Here is a 17,201-nt window from a genome sequence, read left to right on the forward strand (position 1 = left end):
CCGGCACCTGGGCACCGGTCACCATTCCAGCGGCTTGCGATCACGGAAGAATCCACCGGTGGGACCGTCCGATGGCAGGGTGGCCAGCCAGACCGGTGTGTCGGCGGCGTCGGCCGGCGAGACTCCGTACTGCCCGCCCCCCATCTCGGTCCGCACCCGGCCGGGGCAGCAGGAATTGACCAGGATGCCGGCATAGCGCAACTCGTCGGCGAAGATCACGGTGAGCGCGTTGAGCGCGGTCTTCGACAAGCGGTAGGCGGGAATCCCGGTGCCCAGACTGCCGAACCGGCCCACCCCGCTGGAAACGTTGACGATCCGGCCGTAGCCACCGGCACGCATGGCGGGCGAGAGGGCCTGGACGAGCCGCCACGCCCCGTAGAGGTTCACCTCCATGGTGCGCCGCACCACGTCGAAGTCGGCGGTCATCGCGTCCTGCGCGCCGTCGACGGCGATCGCCGCGTTGTTGACCAGCACGTCGCAGCGCCGGTAACTGCCGTGTATCCAGCGAACGAGGTCCACCACACTGCGCTCGTCGGCGACATCGAGTTCACGCACGACGACCCGCTCCCCCACCGCGCCCAACTGCTCCCGCGCCTCCAACCCGGCCGACATCGACCGGCTGCCGAGCACGACCCGCAGGCCCCGCTGCGCCAGCTTCCGGACGATCTCGATGCCGAGGCCGCGGTTTCCGCCGGTGACCACGGCGATACGGGCGTCCGTTCCGGGTTCAGCCATGTCCGGGTGCCTCCGCGGTGAGATGAGCGCTGACGATCCGCCACAGCGTGGCCGGAGACTCCACCGCTTGCGCGGTGATCTCCTCGTCGTCCAGCAGGATGCCGTAGTGGTCCTCCACCTCGGCGAGCAGTTCGACGACGCCGAACGAGTCGAGGCCGGCAGCGACAAGGTCGAGTTCCGGAACGATCCGCGTCCGCGGGGGCAGGAGGGGCAGCAAAGGGCGCAGCAGCTTCTCGAAGGAGTCGTCCCAGGGCACGGGCCCGCCGCCGGTGGCGACGGTCACGGCGCCACCGCCTCGAGGGCGCGGAGCGCGTCCCGGTCCACCTTGCCGTTGGCGGTAGTCGGCAGCCGCGGCAGCACGACGCACCGATCCGGCACCTTGGCCGGTTCGATCCGGCTCGCTACATCGGCCAGCACCTCGGTGGCCTCCCGGTCCGACACGACATACGCCGTCAGAGTGCCGTCTTCGCCCGGCGGTACCACGGCCGCGGCGGACACCTCGGGCACGTCCAGCAGAACCGCCTCGATCTCGTGCGTGTTCATCCGCACGCCACGTCGCTTGAAGATGTCGTCACGCCGACCGGCGAAGTACAGCCGCCCGCCCTCGTCGAGACGGCCGTAGTCGCCGGTACGCAGCATCACGCCCTCCTGCGCCCGCTGATGGAAACGGCCGGCGGTGGCCTCGGGCGAACGCCAGTAACCGGCCATCACATGCGGGCCGGTGACCACGATCTCCCCCGTGACCCCCGGTGCCACCGGGTGGCCGCTCGCGTCGACCACCGACACCTCCGTACCGTCGAGCGGCCTGCCGACGGTGCCCGGAAAACGCAGGTCCTCGTCGGGCTCGGCGATGGTGATCCGCTTGCATTCGGTCATGCCGTACATCGGGACTATCCGAGCATCCGGGAAGATCCGCCGCAGGCCGGAGGCGTGTGCCGCGCTCAACGCCGCACCGGTGTTGGTGACCAGCCGCACCGGAGGCGCCCCGGTGTCGCGCCGGGCCAGTCGGAGCAGGATCGCCGCGAGCGAGGGCACCAGGGGCAGCACCGTCGCCGCCACCGTCCGGGCCTCACGGAGCATCGAGGCGTCGACCAGATCCGGGCGGAGCACCAACTGGGCGCCGGACAGCGCGCAGAGGAACAACTGGTAGAGACCGTAGTCGAAGGCAACCGGCACCCGGCTGAGCACCACATCGGCCTCGTTGTACCCCAGCCGGGCCTGGATGGCCTCGGCGGCGAACCGCACCCGGTCGTGGGGACAGACGACAGCGCGAGGCATGCCGGTGCTGCCGGAGGTATACAGCAACATAGCCACGGCGTCACCCGGGACCGGCGCGCCGGTGTCCGGCCCGCACTGTGCCAGCAGCTCGGCGGGAGACACGACGTCGGTGGCCGGCACCCCGACGGCCTCGGCGGTCCGGGCCGGATCACCGAGGGCGACGACCAGGCGCGGTTCGGCGTCACGCCGCATCCATCGCAGGTGGTGCTCACCGACGGTGGTGCCGACCGGTACCACGACCGCACCGGCCCGCATCACTCCGTAGAGCACCCGCGCGAAGTCACGGCCGCCGGGCAACCGCAGCAGAACACGATCGCCGGCGCGTATGCCGCGCCGGGCCAGCCCGGCCGCGACCGCCCGGCTGGCATCCGCCAGTTCTGCGTAGGTGTCGGCGCCGGAGCCGTCCCGTACCGCCAGACGGCCCGGCCAGAGCCGCGCCGCGAGATCGAGGACGTCATGCATGGCGGTCCGCTGCCGGCTCGGTGCCGGCGGGCCGAGCCACCGGCAGGCTGAACGCTGCTTCCCTGTCGTGCGCCAAGCCTCTACCCCTGCCCCTCGTTCGCCTCGGCGTGCACCGCGACCTCGTCCAAGGCGAAGTCACTCCGAACCCCCCGCGTCAGCAGCTCCTCCACGGCGCACAGCAGGGCGCGCGCCCCGTCGGCCGCGACGAGCCGGGGATCGGTGATCAGGTTGAGCCGCAGCCCGACCGCGCTGTCGCGTATCTCCAGGCTCAGGCCCCGCGGAATCGGCCAGGCGGCACTCTCCCGAAGACGGCGCGGGGTGGCGCCGTCCGCGTGGCCGGCCGTGTCGAACCGAGCGAAGTTGTTGACGAAACAGTGGACTTCGGCGCCAAGGCCACGGTCGTGCTCGACCTCGTCCAGCACCGCCTGGATCATCTGCGGGGGGTATCGGCCGTGCCTGTTCGCCAGTGTCATCCCGGCCCAGGTGCGCCGTACCAGCTCGTGAAGAGTCGTGCCGGAGCAGTCCACCGCGAACAGGGCCCGCTGCACCGTCGTCCCGACCATGTCGCGCAGCCCTGCCGACGGGCGGTTGGCGGAGATCAGCTGGACGACCACCGTCTCGTTGCCGGTCCACCGATGCAAGAACCCCGCTACCGCGGCGAGGATCACGGCCATCGGCGAGGTACGTTGCTCGCGCGCGATGGCACTCGCGGCTACCGCCATGGCCGCCGACTCCAGCTCCACCGCGGGCCATCCGGGGCGGCTGCCCTTCCGCTGCGGCGGAAATCGCATCGGTGCCGTGGCCATGAGGGTACGCCGCCAGTAGGCGGCGGCACGTTCCGCGATCAGCCGCCCGCGGGGGGACTCCTCGTCGGCGGCCAGGTCCAGCGGATGCCGGCCGGCCGGGGACGGCTCGGCACCGGCCAGCAGCCGGCTCAGGGCACGGGACACCACGTCCAGACCACCGCGGTCCACCGCCAGATGCGAGACCATCAGGACGATGAATGCCGGCTTCCCGGCACCACAGATCACCGCCACCCGCAGCGGCCAGTCCTCGTCGCCGAACGAGTGCCCAAGGTAGTCGACCCGGACCATCTCCGCGAAGGAACCGGTCTCCCGGACATCGGCCTCGTAGATCTCCAAGGTGAGCTCGCCGTCGGCGGCCAGTACCTGTCGGGGTTCGCCGTCCGCGGCGCACCGCACGGTGGTACGGAGGGCTTCGTAGCGCTCGACCAGCACACGCAGCGCGGCGCACACGTCTTCGACACCGCGCCCGCCGGGTACCGCGTACACCCGGCCGTAGTTGTAGTGACAGCGCCGGGCGCCGGGCTTCTGGAACAGCTCCCAGATCTCGCGCTGGCCCCAGGTCAGCGCGGCGGTCCCGTGCCGGTCACCGGTGAACCGGACAGCTGTCCGCCGGTGCGGTGTGAGAGTTTGATCCACGCCGACTCGGCTCCTTCCCGCAGATGCCTAGCACGGCAGGGACGATGTGGCCGAGCCGTGTCTCACGCTAACGGCGGGCTCCGCCCGGCTGGTGTCCCGAGATCGGGGGACGGGCGCGGCGAGTCCCCGAAACCGGCGATGCCGGCGAGGTTCCGGCCTGTGATGATTGACCGTCGTGAGTATGCGAGCGGGGGTGCGGATGCGTCAGTGGGAGATACGGCGATGGTGGACGCGGGCGGCACCGGCCGCCGAGATCGCCCGGGCGCGGGCACGGCTGCTGCGGTTGCTGCTCCATGCCCGGCCCGTTCCCACCACCGCGCTGGTGGCCCTGCATCTGGTCAACGCCGTCTGTCCCACTCTGCACGCGCTCGCCGTCGGCCATCTGATCCTGGTCGCCGCGGACGCCTCGGACGATCGCCGCCTGCTGTGGGCCAGCGTGCTGGTGGCGGGCCTGCTTCTGCTGGACCAGATGGCCTGGCTGCTGCGCCAGGCGGTGCGTGACCTGGTGGTACGGCAGATCGACGGCGCGCTGCGCGATACCGTCCGGATGCTGGCGACCTCGGCGCCGACCCTGGACCGGCTGGAGACCACGGAGTTCCATGATCTTGCCGCCCGGGCGGTGGACGGCGGGATCAGCCTGGCCCGGACCCGGTCACCGGGCACTGCCGCCGCGGGCCAGCTTCTCGTCGTCTTCCGGATGCTCGCCGCGGTCTCCGCCACTGTTCTGGTGGCGACCCGGTTCCCGGTTCTCGCGATGGCGCTGCTCACCGTTTCGCTGGTGGGGCGGGCCATCGTGCGGCGACAGTGGATCCGGCTGATCGACATCCTCGATGCCGACGTCGAGGGTCAGCGCCGGATGTTCTACCTGTCCGAACTGGCCGTGACGGGCGCCGCGAAGGAGGTGCGCATGTTGGGCCTCGCCTACTGGGTGTCGGCCCGTTTCCGGGCTACCGCGATCAGCGTCTACGCCCCGGCCTGGCGAGAACTGTGGGGTGTGCTGCGGCGGCAGTGGCTGACCCTGTTCCTGGCCACCTCGTCCGCTGTCGCGGCGCTGGCCGTCCCGGCCGCCGCGGTGCTCTCCGGTGAGCTGAGCAGTGGCGCTCTTGTCACCTACGTGCTGGCGGCGATGGGCATCCTCGCCATGAGTGGCATGGGTCACGAGGCCTACGACATCGAGTACGGTCTGCGCGGGATGACGGCCGCCGAACAGTTGACCGCCGCGCATGCCACCACGCGGCCGGCTACCACCACCCTGCTGCCGGCGCCGGAAACGCCGCCGGTGATCCGCTTCGAGGGGGTCTCGTTCACACACCCGGGAGCCGACCGGCCCACCATCGATGGCCTCTGCCTGACCCTGTGGCCGGGTCAGACCGTCGCGCTGGTAGGCCGCAACGGCGTCGGCAAGACCACCTTCGTGAAGCTGTTGAGTGGCCTTTACGCCCCGCAGGCGGGGCGGATCACCGTCGACGGCGTCGACGTAGCGGAGGTGGAGCCCGCCCTCTGGCGGTCCCGGCTCGCCGTGCTGTTCCAGGAGTTCAACCAATATCCGGCCTCGCTCGCGGACAACGTCGCGCTCGCCTCCCCGGAACACCTCGGAGACGTCCCGGCGATCCGGGACGCGCTCGGCCGTGCTGGCCTGGCCGACCTGCCGGAGCGGCTGCCGCACGGTTTGGACACCCTGCTCTGGCACGAGGGCGCCGGCGGTACGAACCTGTCCGGAGGGCAGTGGCAGCGTGTCGCGCTGGCGCGGGCGTTGTTCGCGGTGAACGCCGGCCGGCGTGTGCTGGTTCTCGACGAACCCACCGCTCACCTGGACGTCCGTGCTGAGGCCGAGTTCCACGCCGAGGTGGTCAGCAGTGTCCAGGAGACCACCACGCTACTCATCTCGCACCGGTTGTCGACGGTCCGTCCCGCTGACCGCATCCTGCTGCTGGACGGCGGCCGGATCGTGGAGGACGGCACCCATGACGAGCTCATGGCGCTGGACGGCGAGTACGCCCGCTACTTCCGGTTGCAGGCGGAAACGTTCGCCACCCCGGGTTCCCTCGAGTCCAGGAGGTCGCGGTGAAGGGCTGGTTCCGGCTCCTGCAGCACGTCACGGTCCTGACGTTGCGGGCGGGCGCCCGTCCTACCGTGCTGGCCGCGGGATTACTCCTCGCGCTGAGCGCGGTGGTCGCCGCCACCGGCCTCAGCCAGCGCTGGCTGGTCGACAGCGCCGGGATCGGCCGGATCGCCGGCGTGGTCGCCGCGGTCGCCGTCGGTGCGGCCGCCCACGGCCTGGCGGCGGCGGCCGGCCGGGTGCAGAGCAATATCACCCTCTACCTCACCGGGCGCGTGCAGATATCGCTGAACGAGGAGGTACAGGCCCGCGTCGCCGGCGTGCCCGGCCTCGCCCATGTGGAACAGCCCGCGCATCTGGACCGGCTGAGCAGGCTGCGGATGAGCCTGGGATCCATGGCGGGCCTGCCGTGGGCGGTTCTGGCCGGGTCGTCGACCGTACTCAGCGTGCTGTTCAGCGTCCTGCTGCTGGCGTCGGTCGATCCGTGGCTGTGCCTGCTGGCGGTTCTCGCCCTGCCCGTGATGATCGCCAACCGAAGGGCCGAGCGTGCCCTCCGTGTCACCCGCGACGAGTGTGCGCAACTCCTCCGCCAGGAGCGCCGCCTGCACGAACTGTGTACTCTTCCCGGCCCGGCGAAGGAGGTCATGCTGGCCGGCAGCGGAGAAGAGCTGCAGAACCGGGCCCGGAAGTTGTGGGACGAGGCCGCGGCCCGGGAGGCCCGGACGCAGATGCGGTCGGCGGTCCTGCAGGTGGCGGGGTGGGCACTTTTCGCCGTCGCGCTCGCCGGCACCGTCCTGTGGGTGGCCGGCCACGCCGCCCGGGGCAGGGCCAGTCTGGGTGACGTCGTCCTGGTGATCTCCCTGGCCACCCATCTGCAGGTCCAGCTACGCGCCATGCTGGACAGCGTCAGTACCGTGGCGGAGGCCGGACAGGCGGTGGGGCACTACTGGTGGTTACGGGAATACGAGCGGGAGAACAGGCGCCCCGGCCTACCGGTACCCACCCGGATGCGCGACGGCATCCGGCTGCGCGGGGTGAGCTTCCGCTATCCGGGCGCAGACGCCGACGCCCTGCACGGTATCGACCTGTTCCTGCCGGCCGGCGGCACCATCGCGGTCGTCGGCGTCAACGGCGCCGGCAAGTCCACTCTGGTCAAGCTGCTGGCCGGGATGTACGCCCCGACCGCGGGCGAGATAGCCGTCGACGGCACACCGCTGCCGGCGTTCGACACAGCGGCCTGGCAGGTCGGCCTCTCCGCCGTGTTTCAGGACTTCGCGCGTCTCCAACTGCTTCTGCGGGAGTCGATCGGAACCGGCGACGTCGCCCGGATCCGGGACAGGACAGCGGTCACCGCAGCGGTGGAACTGGCCGATGCCCAGGCCGTCGTGGAGAGTTGCCCGGACCGGCTCGACACCGTGCTGGGGGCGATGTTCGGCGGTGTCGAACTGTCGGCCGGTGAATGGCAGAAGGTGGCCCTGGCCCGGTCACTCATGAGACAGGCGCCGCACAGCCGACGCGGCGCGCCGCTCTGCGTCCTCCTCGACGAGCCCTCGTCCGCTCTCGACCCGGTGGCTGAGCAGGAGATGTTCCGGCACATGATCGGCCAGGTCCGCACCGCGACCGCCGAGAGGGCGGTCACCGTTCTGGTGTCCCACCGGTTCAGCACCGTACGGATGGCCGATGTGATCGTGGTCCTCGATCAGGGACGGGTCACCGAGACCGGCAGCCACGAGGATCTCATGGCGGCCGGCTCCCGCTACGCCGAGCTCTATCGACTGCAGGCACACGCCTACCGGGACTGAATCTGCCCGGAGGGTTCCCCGGGATTCTCGAGCCGGCTCTTGACCGCTTTGAGAAAGCGCACCGCGTCGCCGCCGTTGACGTATCGGTGGTCGTAGGCGGCACCCAGCATGACCGTCCTGCGCTCCCGCACGGCACCGGTGACCGGGTCGAGCACCGCTTCGCTGTGGACTCCGCCGAGCGACACGGCGCAGACCATTCCGGGCGCGACGATGGGCTGCGTCAGCACCACATCGGCGTCGGTGTTGAGGGACACCACAATGGCGCCGCCGGTCAGGTCGGCGGCGCGGAACCGCGCTCGCATCGCCAGACGGCGCAGCCGCATCAGCTCCGCCGCCAGCTCGCGGAGTGGCCGTCGGTCACAGTCGCGTACCACCGGCAGGTACAGGCCGGCGCCGACGTCCACGGTGACCGCGACATGGATGCCGGTGGCCCGGCGCATGGTGGCCGGCCCGTGGGGAGTGGCGAAGCAGACCGGGAAGTCGGCGGCGACCGCGCCCAACGCCTCCAGCAGAAGCTCCGGGAGCCCGACCAGAACGTGTAGGCGCCGGGTGGCCGCCAGCGCGTAGGCGAGGCCGGCACCGACATCGACGCGGACCACCGTGAAAGCCGCGGGGATCTCGGCATGGGACCGCGTCACCGAGTCCGCCACTCCGAGCTGGCTGCGCGGGAGAGTCAGATCCTCGCGTTCGCCGGACCGCGTCGCCTCGTCCGGTGGCCCCGCGGTGCCGCTCTCCGGTGCCGCCAGCCTACGAACGTCGGCGCGCCGGACCACCGGAACGCCTAGGCCCTGGAGGCGGGCGAGGTCGACCCCGAGAGTCGCGGCGAGCGCACGCGCCGGCTCGGTGATCAAGCTTTCGCTCGGAGAGGGGCCGGTCACCGTCGTGTCCGATGCCCCGGCGGGCTCCGCGGAAAGATGGCGCCGCCTGTCCCGGTCGGCCGGGAAGACCCTGCCGATGACCGCGCCCACCGGGTGCTCGCTGCCGGGTTCGGCCATGTGGTGGAGCACGCCCGAGGCCCCGGCGACCAGTTCCTCCGCCGCTTTGGAGCCCTCCACCACGGCTACCACGGTTTCCGCGGTCACCGGCTCACCGCCGGCTATCAGCCATTCCACCAGGATGTATGTGACATCGTTGTTGTTCAGCTTCGGGACCGTGATGTCAGTCAAGGAATGCCTCCCGGATCGCCCGGCCGATCGTCTCCTCCTGCACGATCACTGTCCGTTCCAGGTGCGGCGCGGCCGGGATCACCGCATCGCGTGAGTGGAGGAGCCGGACCGGGCCGGACAGCGCCGGCCAGCAGTTCTGCGCGATGCGGTGCGCCACCTCGGCACCCCAGGTCCCGCCGGCCGTACTCTCCTCCGCCACGAACACGGTCCCCGCCTGGCGTACCCAAGGGGCCACCACCTCCGTCTGGAAGGGATGGAGACGGGCGGGGATCAGCATGTGCCCGGCAAGGTCGTGTTCGACGAGCAGGGTCCGCAGAGCCGCATGGACTCGGTCGGCGAGCCCGCCGGTGGCGATGACCAGGAAGTCAGGTGGAAGGCCCACCGGGTGCACGTGCATCACCGGCGGGCCGTCGGCGGTCGTACCGATCGGCTCGGCACGGAACAGGTCGTCGACCGGACCGGGCCTCCGGTGCGGCCGACCGTAAAGGATCTTGTCCTCGAAGAGCAGGGCCGGCACTCCCACCGCCAGCATCTCCCGCAACAGGTCCGTGCTGTCGTGCCAGCCGGTCAGTTCGTAGAGGGCCAGGTTGGGCACGCCGATGAAGTGCTTCTGCGGACTCTGGCTATGGGTCGGCCCGTAGCCCCGGTTGCCGCCCACCGGGCAGCGCACGACCAGCCTCATCGGCACCCGGGTGCCGTACATCGTGACGGTCTTGCTGGCGAAGTTGACGATCTGGTCGAACGCCAGGCCGACGAAGTCCCCGAACATCATCTCGACGATGGCGGTGTCTCCGGCCAGGGCCAGTCCGGCCCCGGCACCCACGACGCCACCCTCGCTGATCGGGGTGCTGCGTACCCGGTCCGGGAACCGGGTGGACAGTCCTCGGGTGATCCGGAAAGCCCCACCGTACGGATCCTCGACATCCTCCCCGAGCAGGTAAGCGCCCTCGTCCGCGCCGAGGACGGCATGCAGCCCACGGTTGAGGTTCTCCGCGACCGTCTCACCGCGCCCACGGCCGCCGCCGCGCATCCCTCCGCCCGGCGGCGTCATGGCTCCCACCGGCTCAGCGGGCGAGCAAGCACGTCGGCGGCGACGACCGACATCCGGTGGCGCTGCGCCTCGTCGGCCGGCGCGAACTGCTCCGGATATCGGTCCCGGTAGCGCAGGTACCAATCCCGTGCCGCTGCGGCGGCACGCTCCGGCGCCGGGCGGGTGTCGTCGCCCTTACTGTGCGGGCCGAGCCGGTCGGTGCGGAACTCGAGCACGGCCGGTGTTCCGGCATCACGCACCGTGGCGACGGCGGCGGCGGTCTGTTCACGGATGACGTTGACGTCGCGGGAGCCGACACAGAGATGGGGTATGCCGAAGGCAGCGGCCCGTCCCCCGATGGTGCCGGCCATCTGCCGGGACGTCGGGGTCGACTGGGCGATGCCGTTGTTCTCCACCACCACGAGGACCGGCAGCCGCCACAGGGCGGCGAGATTGAGCGCCTCGTAGACCGCGCCTTCGCCCCACGTTCCGTCGCCGATGTAAACGCAGGCCAGCCCGTCGGAACCGGTCCGCCGCAGATGCAACGCGGTGCCGGCGGCGACCGGCAGGGACTGCCCTTGCACGCCGGTGGAGTGGAACCGGGCCCGACGGACGTGCTGGCTGCCGCCGACCCCGGCGCAGAGGGCGCCGTGACGGCCGGTCATCTCGGCGAGCAGCCCCTCCGGGTCGTCGAAACGAGCCAGATAGTGCCCGTGGCCTCGATGGTTGCTGAAGACGTAATCGTCGTCCTTGAGTAAGGGTTCGAGCGCGACCGGCACGTATTCCTGTCCCAGGCAGGTGTGGGTGGTGCCGGACAGGTGACCCCCGGCGAACAGGTTCTGCACGGTGAGTTCGAAATGCCGGATGAGTAACAGGCGGCTCAGATCCTCGTCCCGGAGCCGGCTCAACGGCGCTGTGTCGGGGAGCCGCCGGGTGCCCATCGAGGTGGTCACCGGACGTCCGCCGTTTCCGGCGCGCGGCGCCGCAGGAGAGTCTCCAGCGCGTCCGGGTCCAGCCCGGCGACGAATTCTCCGGCCGCCCGGCGCCCGGCCCGGCGGAGGGCATCACGGTGCGCTTCGTCGGTCAAGACCCGGTGCAAGGTACGCCTCCACGGCTCGAGGTCCTGCGACGGGACCCGTGGCACGGGCCTGCCGTTGTCGTCGCCGTACCGGGAGATGGGTATCACCGGCAGGAGGTGCGGTACACCCAGCATCGCCTCGGGCAGGCCACCGACGTTGCTGGCCAGCACCGGCACGCCACGCAGCAGCGCTTCCAGGGCCGTATAGCCGAACGTCTCGTCCCAGAGAGAGGGCATCACCAGCGCCCTGGTCCTGGCGAACACCCGGTCGATGTCGTCCTCCGGGGCCATGACCTCGATGTTGAGCCGCTGCCGCAGCGCGGTGTGGTCGGCTTCGGTAGCGCCCCAAGTGGGCACGGCCAGGAACGGCACGCCCGGGAAGGCGTCCGCCAGACCGAGGAAGATGTCGATGCCCTTGTAGGCGCACGGGTTCACCATCGTGACCGAGTCCCCGTCGGCGACCGGGTACGGGCCGTCACCGTAGACGGCCGGATGGATCAACTCGGAATCGAGGTCGCCCCAGCGCCGCAGATGGTCCTGGACGGCACGGCTGACCGCGACCACGACGGCACAACGACGGACGAGGCGGGTGACGGCCGCGCTGGGGTGGAACGACGCCGGGCCGAACGGCAATCGCTGGACGGTGTGTGCCAGGTAGACCACCCGGTCGGGAGCGGCTACCAGCGCGGCGCCGAGCATCAGCGCGCCGGGATCGTCGGACGGCACCAGGATCCAGTCGGGCTCCGTCTCCGCGACGCTCCGGCCCACTTCTCGCATCAGGCGGTGGGCGGCGGTGACCGCGCGTACCTTGACTCCGTTCAGTTCGAACACGAGCGTTTCGCCGTCGGTGCACGGTTCGACGCCGTACCCGGCGAGCCGCTGGTCGAACTCGGGACGGGTGATGTGCATCGGAGCGACCACGGTGCAGTCGTGTCCACGAGCGGCGAGACGCTCCAGCATGATCCGGTTGGAGCGGTTGGCGCCACCGTAGGCGGGCACGTGTGGCATGTTCTGGGCCAGCAGGATCCGCATCCGCTCACTCGCCTGTTCCGGGGCGCAGCCGTGCCGCCAGCAGCTGTCGTTGTCGCGGGGTGAGGTCGTGCAATCGCCGGCGCAGGTCCGCGGGGGTGTCCGCCTCGGGACCACCGTGGTCCTGCGACGCCGTGATCAGGTCTGCGGCACGCCGCGCCCCCGTCATGACGTCGTCCGCAGCGGCCCGAAGTGCCGTCACCGGGCGCGGGCCCCCGGCCAGCGCCGCGGTCAGCGAGGCTGCGACCGCGTCCGTCTCCCATCCCTCCGGTCCGGTGGCTTCCAGAGAATGAGCCAGGCCGTACGCGGCCAGCCTGCGGGCATTGTCCGGCCGATCGGCGCCGTCGGCCAGGATGACCTGGGGTGTTCCGCTGCGCAGAGCCTGGACGGCGGTTCCGATGCCCCCGTGGTGCACCACCGCGCCGCACGTTGGCAGCACGGCGGCGAACGGTGCTTCCGCCTGCCATCGCACTCCCGGCGGCAGGCGCGCGGGAAGCAGGTCGCGGTGTGGAGTGACGACGAGGCCGGGCCGCCCGGCAGCCGCGAGCGCGGCCAGCGCGGCCGGATAGAAGCCGGGATGCAGCATGCGGCCCGTCCCACCGGTGACGAGGACGCCGCCCGCCGGCAGAACCGCGGGCATCGTTCCCCCGGTGGCCTCGCCCGGCTCGTCGCCGAGGACGAAGCCGGCCAGGGCGACGCCCGGCCCCGCAGGCCGGCCGGCCGTGTCGAACCATTCCGGCCACGTTCCGATCACGGCGGACGGGGATCGGAACCAGGTGTTCCAGTCCTTCACCGGGCCCAGGCCGAACCGCTCCCGTACCGCCGCGAAACCGGCGGCCAGCGCGTGCCGATGGTGAGCCGCCGCTACCGGCGCCACCATGAGCTGCGAGGGAGCCAGCGCCACCCAGCAGGCCGGCACGCCCAGCAGCTCGGCGGCGAACAGCACCGAAGCGGCTGAGGTGTGCCGCCCGACCAGGACGGTGCGACCCGCCCGGTTCCGGCCCACCAGTTCGGCCAACTCGCGATGGGTTCGCTCGTAGAGGTTCCCGGCGCGGTAGAACGCCTCAAGGTCGGCGGGGCGGCGAACATCGCGCAGTGAAGCGGACTGGTCCATTCCCCGGCGGTGTTCGGCCACCGTGTCGATGGCGACGAATTCGATGTCCGGCCCGGCGTATCGGGCGTACCCGGCGTGGCTGAGCAGGGTGACGGCGCAGCCGCGGCGGGCCAGCTCCTCGCCGACCCGCACGAACGGCAGCACATCGCCGAGGCTGCCGTGGGTCACCATCAGGACGGTCTCGCTCATGGCCGGAACTCCCCCATCATGATGCGCCGTCACCCTTCGACGGTCTGGTCCGAGAGGAGGGCCATTACCTCCTCCTCGGGGAGATCCGCCAGCCTGTCCGCCAGGTCGTCCACTTCAGCATCCGCCTCCATGGCACGGGCGATCACCGCCGCGGCGCGCCGTGCGGTGAACTCCTCGGCGAACAGCTCTGTCACCTCCAGGTCGACCCGGTATCGCTGGTACACCTGCTGAAGGAACTGCACCAGGTGCAGCGACTGTCCCCCCGCGTCGAAGAAGTCGACGCCGGGTCCGGGAGAGTGGGGAAGGATGCCGGCCCACATGGCCAGGACCGCCTCCTCCGTCGGCTGTGCTTCACCCATGCCCACCGGACCTCCTCCGCGTGGCGCGGCTCCGGCTGTCACCGGAGCCGACCAGGACCATGCTGGTAGCGCACGTGGCTGCCGGGCACGTCCCACAAACGCGGGAGGCGTCCTCCGGCCCGACCGCCGTCGCTCACCACGACGGGGGCCGCATGTTGACCAGAGCTTCGGCGAACGCCGCCTCCAGCTCGGCGAGCCGCCCCCCGCTGCCGTGCGGCGTGGGTGAGGCTGCGGCGAAGCCCAATCCGTCGTCGCGCAATGAGATCCACATCCCATAGCCGCGGCGCCGGGCGGGTGGCATCGAATCGCGGCTCCAACCGTGCTCCATCGCCGTATCCACCATCTCCCGCACTGGTCCGTCGGCCCTGACGGAGCCGCGGTCGTCGGTGAACGACAGAAAGCAGGTGGGGTGGTCGTCGCGGGCCTGCTCCGGCGGCAGCTCTCCGGCGGCCCGGGCCAGGGGCAACTCGTGGAACTCGAGGGTCGCCATCAGGGCACGGCGCACCTCCCGCACCGTGCTGGCGAGGTCGCCGGTCACCGGGAAGTAGAGCGGCAGCATGTTGGCGTACCAGCCGATCCCGGTCCGCACCCGGTCGTCGTCCCGGTTATGGGTCGCGATCAGCATGCCGGCCTCGCGTACCCCGCCGACTTCACGCAGCGCGGCCCCGAACGCGGCCACCACGGCCATGAAGAGCGTGGACTTCAGCTCCTTGCACCAGGCCGCGACCGCTGCCAGCTCCCCGGCGTCCAGAACGTGCCGGCGCTCGTAACGGCTGCCGGTCTCGTCCCAAGACAGATCCAGCCCGAAGGGAGGATGCAGCAGACGACCACCCAGACTGCGGCGCAGCGCCGTCATCGGCAGCTCGAGACCCGCGCCGGCGGTGAAACGGCCCCGTTGGGCGGCGGCGAAGGTGAAGAAGTCCGCAGGCGGCGGCAGCGGATCCGGCGCCCCGGTGAGCACGGTCTGGTAGAGGACCGGCAGCTCGAGCGAGACCAGTGACTGTGACCAGGCGTCCGCCACCAGGTGGTCCGCCGACAGATAGCACACCGTGGGGTCACCTCGCACGACACCGACCCTCACCAGGGGCCAGCCCAACACGTCGAAGGGGTGGTCCAGCCGGGTACGGACGTAGCGGTCGATCGCCGCGTCGGCGGCCTTCCGGCTGACGTCGCCGGTGACCAGATCGGCGGCATCGGTCACCTCACAGTGGATCGCCCGCACGCCCACACGGTCGAGCGCGACCGTCTCGCCGTCCTCGACGAAACGGTACTGGAGAACCGGGTGACGTAGGATCAGCCGACGTACCGCCTCCTCCAAGGCCGCCAGGTCCACTCTGCCGGGGACCAGGCACACCATGGGAATCGTCTTGCCGGACGGCTCACCTCCTTCAGCGTCCTCGGCGGTGACCGCGAGCACTCGACGTTCCTGGGCGAACGACGGCAGCGAAGGGGGGATCACTCGGCGCCTCCGGGCACCTCAGCGGGCTCCGCGGCCAGATCCGCCGCCACACAGCCCAGCACGTCGGCGGCATGATCGCGGAGGAACAGATGTCCTCCTGTGAACGGGTACACCTGACAGGTGCCGGTCGTGTGCCGTTGCCAGCCCAGCATCTCGTCCACGCGCACCTCGGGGTCGTCCACGGCGGTGAAGCAGGTGATCGGCATCGTTAGCGGCTCCTGAGGACGGTATCGGTACGTCTCGCACAGCTCGAAATCGGCGCGGATCATCGGAGCGAGGAAGTCGAGCAGCTCAGGGTCGATACGGCCCACACTCGACGGTCCGGCCATTTCCGCGAGCCGTGCCCGGAACTGCGGCGGGGGCAGGGTGCTCGCCGCAGGACGCCAGGGGGGCAGATCCGGCGCGCGGTGCGCGGACACGAACAGCCGCACCGGCAGCGGTGCGCGGCGGTGGCGCAGCTCACGGCAGAGCTCGAAGGCGAGCAGGGCGCCCATGCTGTGCCCCAGTAGGGCATACGGCACGTCGAGAGCCGGCACGAGCTGCTCGGCGAGCTGCGGGACCAGCTGGTCGAGCCGCCGGAAAGCCGGCTCCTGCCGCCGGTTCTCGCGGCCGGGTGGCTGAACGGCCCAGATCTCGGCCCGCAGCGGGTCCGGCAGTGACCATCCGTTGAACATGGATGCTCCGGCACCGGCATTGGGCAGGCAGATGAGCCGCAGCGCCGGCTGGGAGTGCCCGCCGCTCCGCCTTATCCAGCGTGTGTTCGGTGCTGGATCCGACCACCCTTTCATGCGGCGTCCTTCCCTGAACGTACCCGGCCACCGGGCAGATGGTGCCAGTAGCCCGGCCGGGTGGGCGGTCGCGTCAACTGGGGACATGCAGCCCCTTCGGGAGTTCACCGACGATGGGGTACGTGCGCCCTACCGACTGGTTCATCCCCCTGTCCGACCCTGATCGGGCGACGCAGCACGTCTGTGCGATTCCCCAGGCGGGTGGAGGCGCGACCGCGTTCGCCGCGCTCTCCGACGAGCTGGGTCCCGACATCGCCGTCTGGGCCCTCAATCTGCCCGGTCGGCAGGCCCGCTTCGGTGAGCCTGTCCGAACCGAGCTGGAGCCCCTGCTCGACGACCTCGTGACGGCGTTCCCACGGCGTGCGCCGATGCTCCTGTTCGGTTACTGCTCCGGTGCCCTGCTCGCCTTCCTCCTCGCCCGCCGACTGCGCCGGGATGGCAATCGGTTACCGGACGGCCTGGTGGCGGCTTCCTATCCGGCACCCGACCGGGCTGAGCCGACGCGGGACATCCACCGGCTGCCGGGCGCGGAGTTCTGGACGGAGATTCTGTCCTACGGTGGGGTGCCGGAGCGGATCGCAGCCCAGCCCGACTTCCGGGAGATCTTCGAGCCGGCGCTGCGCGCTGACTACGAATTGCTTTCCGGATACCACTATCGTGACGAGCCGCCGCTGCCAGTGCCGATCACGGCGGTCTCCGGCACCGACGACGCGGTGTTGCGCTCGGCGGACGTCGACCGCTGGCGGACACACACCGAGGGCGCCTTCCGGTCGGAGACCGTCGCCGGCGACCACTGGCTGCTGGAGAACGCGCCGCACGAGGTGGCCGGCCTCCTGCGCGACAGCCTCGCCCGGGCCACGCCGGCCTCGCGGTGACCGGCGGTCAAGAGCCGGGCCTGGCCGGCCTCCACGCCCGATTCACCCAGCGCCGACCGTTGGATATGGACACCAACTTCTTCGAGGCCGGATTCACTTCGGAACTCCTCGCCGATGTACTGAACGACCTGCAACAAGCCGGCCATGCGGTGTCATTGGTCGATCTGTACCGCTATCCGACGGTTCGTTCCCTCGGCGCCGCACTCGGCGTGGTGGAACGCCGAGCTACCGTTTCTCCGCCGTGGCTGCGTGACCGGACCTGACCGGCGACTCCAGGCCCCAGCCGCCCGCCCGGTTGCGCGTTCCAGGATGGTGACGGCTCGCAGCGGGCGTCGC

The 17,201-nt window shown here is 70.9% G+C and carries 16 protein-coding genes; 4 read left to right on the plus strand and 12 right to left on the minus strand.

From position 1 onward, the window contains the following. Positions 1-18 precede the first annotated feature (18 nt). From Aut01nite_RS09165 to Aut01nite_RS09180, 4 genes are all read right to left on the minus strand, one after another. Positions 19-735 carry an SDR family oxidoreductase gene (locus Aut01nite_RS09165; protein ID WP_043522919.1) on the minus strand — a complete coding sequence of 239 codons (717 nt, stop codon included), beginning with the start codon at positions 733-735 and terminating at the stop codon, positions 19-21. Then, a complete protein-coding gene (locus tag Aut01nite_RS09170) occupies positions 728-1,018 on the minus strand; it encodes an acyl carrier protein (protein ID WP_052163255.1) in 291 nt (96 codons plus the stop codon). The genes Aut01nite_RS09165 and Aut01nite_RS09170 overlap by 8 nt, the downstream gene beginning before the upstream one ends. Beyond that, on the minus strand, positions 1,015-2,475 hold the full coding sequence (locus tag Aut01nite_RS09175) for a class I adenylate-forming enzyme family protein (RefSeq protein ID WP_043522920.1): 1,461 nt from the start codon (positions 2,473-2,475) through the stop codon (positions 1,015-1,017). The genes Aut01nite_RS09170 and Aut01nite_RS09175 overlap by 4 nt, the downstream gene beginning before the upstream one ends. Positions 2,476-2,555: 80 nt before the next feature. Beyond that, the gene (locus Aut01nite_RS09180) at positions 2,556-3,917 is read right to left on the minus strand and encodes a condensation domain-containing protein (RefSeq protein ID WP_043522921.1); all 1,362 of its coding nucleotides are present in this window, start codon (positions 3,915-3,917) and stop codon (positions 2,556-2,558) included. Between the two features lie 181 nt (positions 3,918-4,098). Between Aut01nite_RS09180 and Aut01nite_RS09185 the strand changes: the two genes are divergently transcribed. Beyond that, on the plus strand, positions 4,099-5,985 hold the full coding sequence (locus tag Aut01nite_RS09185) for an ABC transporter ATP-binding protein (protein WP_083998523.1): 1,887 nt from the start codon (positions 4,099-4,101) through the stop codon (positions 5,983-5,985). Next, complete coding sequence (locus Aut01nite_RS09190; protein ID WP_052163256.1) at positions 5,982-7,778, plus strand: ABC transporter ATP-binding protein; 1,797 nt, start codon at positions 5,982-5,984, stop codon at positions 7,776-7,778. Before Aut01nite_RS09185 ends, Aut01nite_RS09190 begins: the two co-directional genes overlap by 4 nt. On the opposite strand, the gene Aut01nite_RS09195 is transcribed toward Aut01nite_RS09190, so the two are convergent. From Aut01nite_RS09195 to Aut01nite_RS09230, 8 genes are all read right to left on the minus strand, one after another. Then, positions 7,766-8,944 carry a 2-oxo acid dehydrogenase subunit E2 gene (locus tag Aut01nite_RS09195; protein ID WP_043522923.1) on the minus strand — a complete coding sequence of 393 codons (1,179 nt, stop codon included), beginning with the start codon at positions 8,942-8,944 and terminating at the stop codon, positions 7,766-7,768. The genes Aut01nite_RS09190 and Aut01nite_RS09195 overlap by 13 nt on opposite strands. Next, positions 8,937-9,995 (minus strand): transketolase C-terminal domain-containing protein, encoded by a 1,059-nt coding sequence (locus Aut01nite_RS09200; RefSeq protein WP_236642543.1) that lies wholly within the window; start codon positions 9,993-9,995, stop codon positions 8,937-8,939. Before Aut01nite_RS09200 ends, Aut01nite_RS09195 begins: the two co-directional genes overlap by 8 nt. Next, a complete protein-coding gene (locus Aut01nite_RS09205) occupies positions 9,992-10,927 on the minus strand; it encodes a thiamine pyrophosphate-dependent dehydrogenase E1 component subunit alpha (RefSeq protein WP_236642544.1) in 936 nt (311 codons plus the stop codon). Before Aut01nite_RS09205 ends, Aut01nite_RS09200 begins: the two co-directional genes overlap by 4 nt. Then, positions 10,924-12,084, minus strand: coding sequence for a glycosyltransferase family 4 protein (locus Aut01nite_RS09210; protein WP_043522925.1), 1,161 nt, complete (start codon positions 12,082-12,084; stop codon positions 10,924-10,926). Before Aut01nite_RS09210 ends, Aut01nite_RS09205 begins: the two co-directional genes overlap by 4 nt. 4 nt (positions 12,085-12,088) lie before the next feature. Then, positions 12,089-13,384 (minus strand): glycosyltransferase, encoded by a 1,296-nt coding sequence (locus Aut01nite_RS09215; protein ID WP_043522926.1) that lies wholly within the window; start codon positions 13,382-13,384, stop codon positions 12,089-12,091. A 29-nt stretch (positions 13,385-13,413) separates the two neighbouring features. Next, entirely contained in the window at positions 13,414-13,743 is a 330-nt protein-coding gene (locus Aut01nite_RS09220; protein ID WP_161790581.1) for an acyl carrier protein, read from the minus strand. A gap of 133 nt (positions 13,744-13,876) precedes the next feature. After that, positions 13,877-15,202: a condensation domain-containing protein gene (locus Aut01nite_RS09225; RefSeq protein WP_152628505.1), complete on the minus strand. Its 1,326-nt coding sequence runs from the start codon at positions 15,200-15,202 to the stop codon at positions 13,877-13,879. Beyond that, positions 15,199-16,077: a thioesterase II family protein gene (locus Aut01nite_RS09230; RefSeq protein WP_083998535.1), complete on the minus strand. Its 879-nt coding sequence runs from the start codon at positions 16,075-16,077 to the stop codon at positions 15,199-15,201. The genes Aut01nite_RS09225 and Aut01nite_RS09230 overlap by 4 nt, the downstream gene beginning before the upstream one ends. Positions 16,078-16,112: 35 nt before the next feature. Between Aut01nite_RS09230 and Aut01nite_RS09235 the strand changes: the two genes are divergently transcribed. Next, on the plus strand, positions 16,113-16,865 hold the full coding sequence (locus Aut01nite_RS09235; protein ID WP_052163258.1) for a thioesterase II family protein: 753 nt from the start codon (positions 16,113-16,115) through the stop codon (positions 16,863-16,865). Continuing rightward, complete coding sequence (locus Aut01nite_RS09240; protein ID WP_268871685.1) at positions 16,862-17,128, plus strand: acyl carrier protein; 267 nt, start codon at positions 16,862-16,864, stop codon at positions 17,126-17,128. Before Aut01nite_RS09235 ends, Aut01nite_RS09240 begins: the two co-directional genes overlap by 4 nt. The last annotated feature ends 73 nt before the right edge of the window (positions 17,129-17,201 follow it).

The sequence above is a fragment of the Actinoplanes utahensis genome (genome assembly GCF_016862455.1).
Lineage (GTDB): Bacteria > Actinomycetota > Actinomycetes > Mycobacteriales > Micromonosporaceae > Actinoplanes > Actinoplanes utahensis.

What these genes read in the sequence shown, in the direction of transcription:
- Aut01nite_RS09165 (WP_043522919.1), bottom strand. Translation starts at nt 735, where the DNA reads ATGGCTGAACCCGGAACGGACGCCCGTATCGCCGTGGTCACCGGCGGA.
- Aut01nite_RS09200 (WP_236642543.1), bottom strand. Translation starts at nt 9,995, where the DNA reads ATGACGCCGCCGGGCGGAGGGATGCGCGGCGGCGGCCGTGGGCGCGGT.
- Aut01nite_RS09210 (WP_043522925.1), bottom strand. Translation starts at nt 12,084, where the DNA reads ATGCGGATCCTGCTGGCCCAGAACATGCCACACGTGCCCGCCTACGGT.
- Aut01nite_RS09175 (WP_043522920.1), bottom strand. Translation starts at nt 2,475, where the DNA reads ATGCATGACGTCCTCGATCTCGCGGCGCGGCTCTGGCCGGGCCGTCTG.
- Aut01nite_RS09185 (WP_083998523.1), top strand. Translation starts at nt 4,099, where the DNA reads ATGCGAGCGGGGGTGCGGATGCGTCAGTGGGAGATACGGCGATGGTGG.
- Aut01nite_RS09220 (WP_161790581.1), bottom strand. Translation starts at nt 13,743, where the DNA reads ATGGGTGAAGCACAGCCGACGGAGGAGGCGGTCCTGGCCATGTGGGCC.
- Aut01nite_RS09215 (WP_043522926.1), bottom strand. Translation starts at nt 13,384, where the DNA reads ATGAGCGAGACCGTCCTGATGGTGACCCACGGCAGCCTCGGCGATGTG.
- Aut01nite_RS09230 (WP_083998535.1), bottom strand. Translation starts at nt 16,077, where the DNA reads ATGTCCCCAGTTGACGCGACCGCCCACCCGGCCGGGCTACTGGCACCA.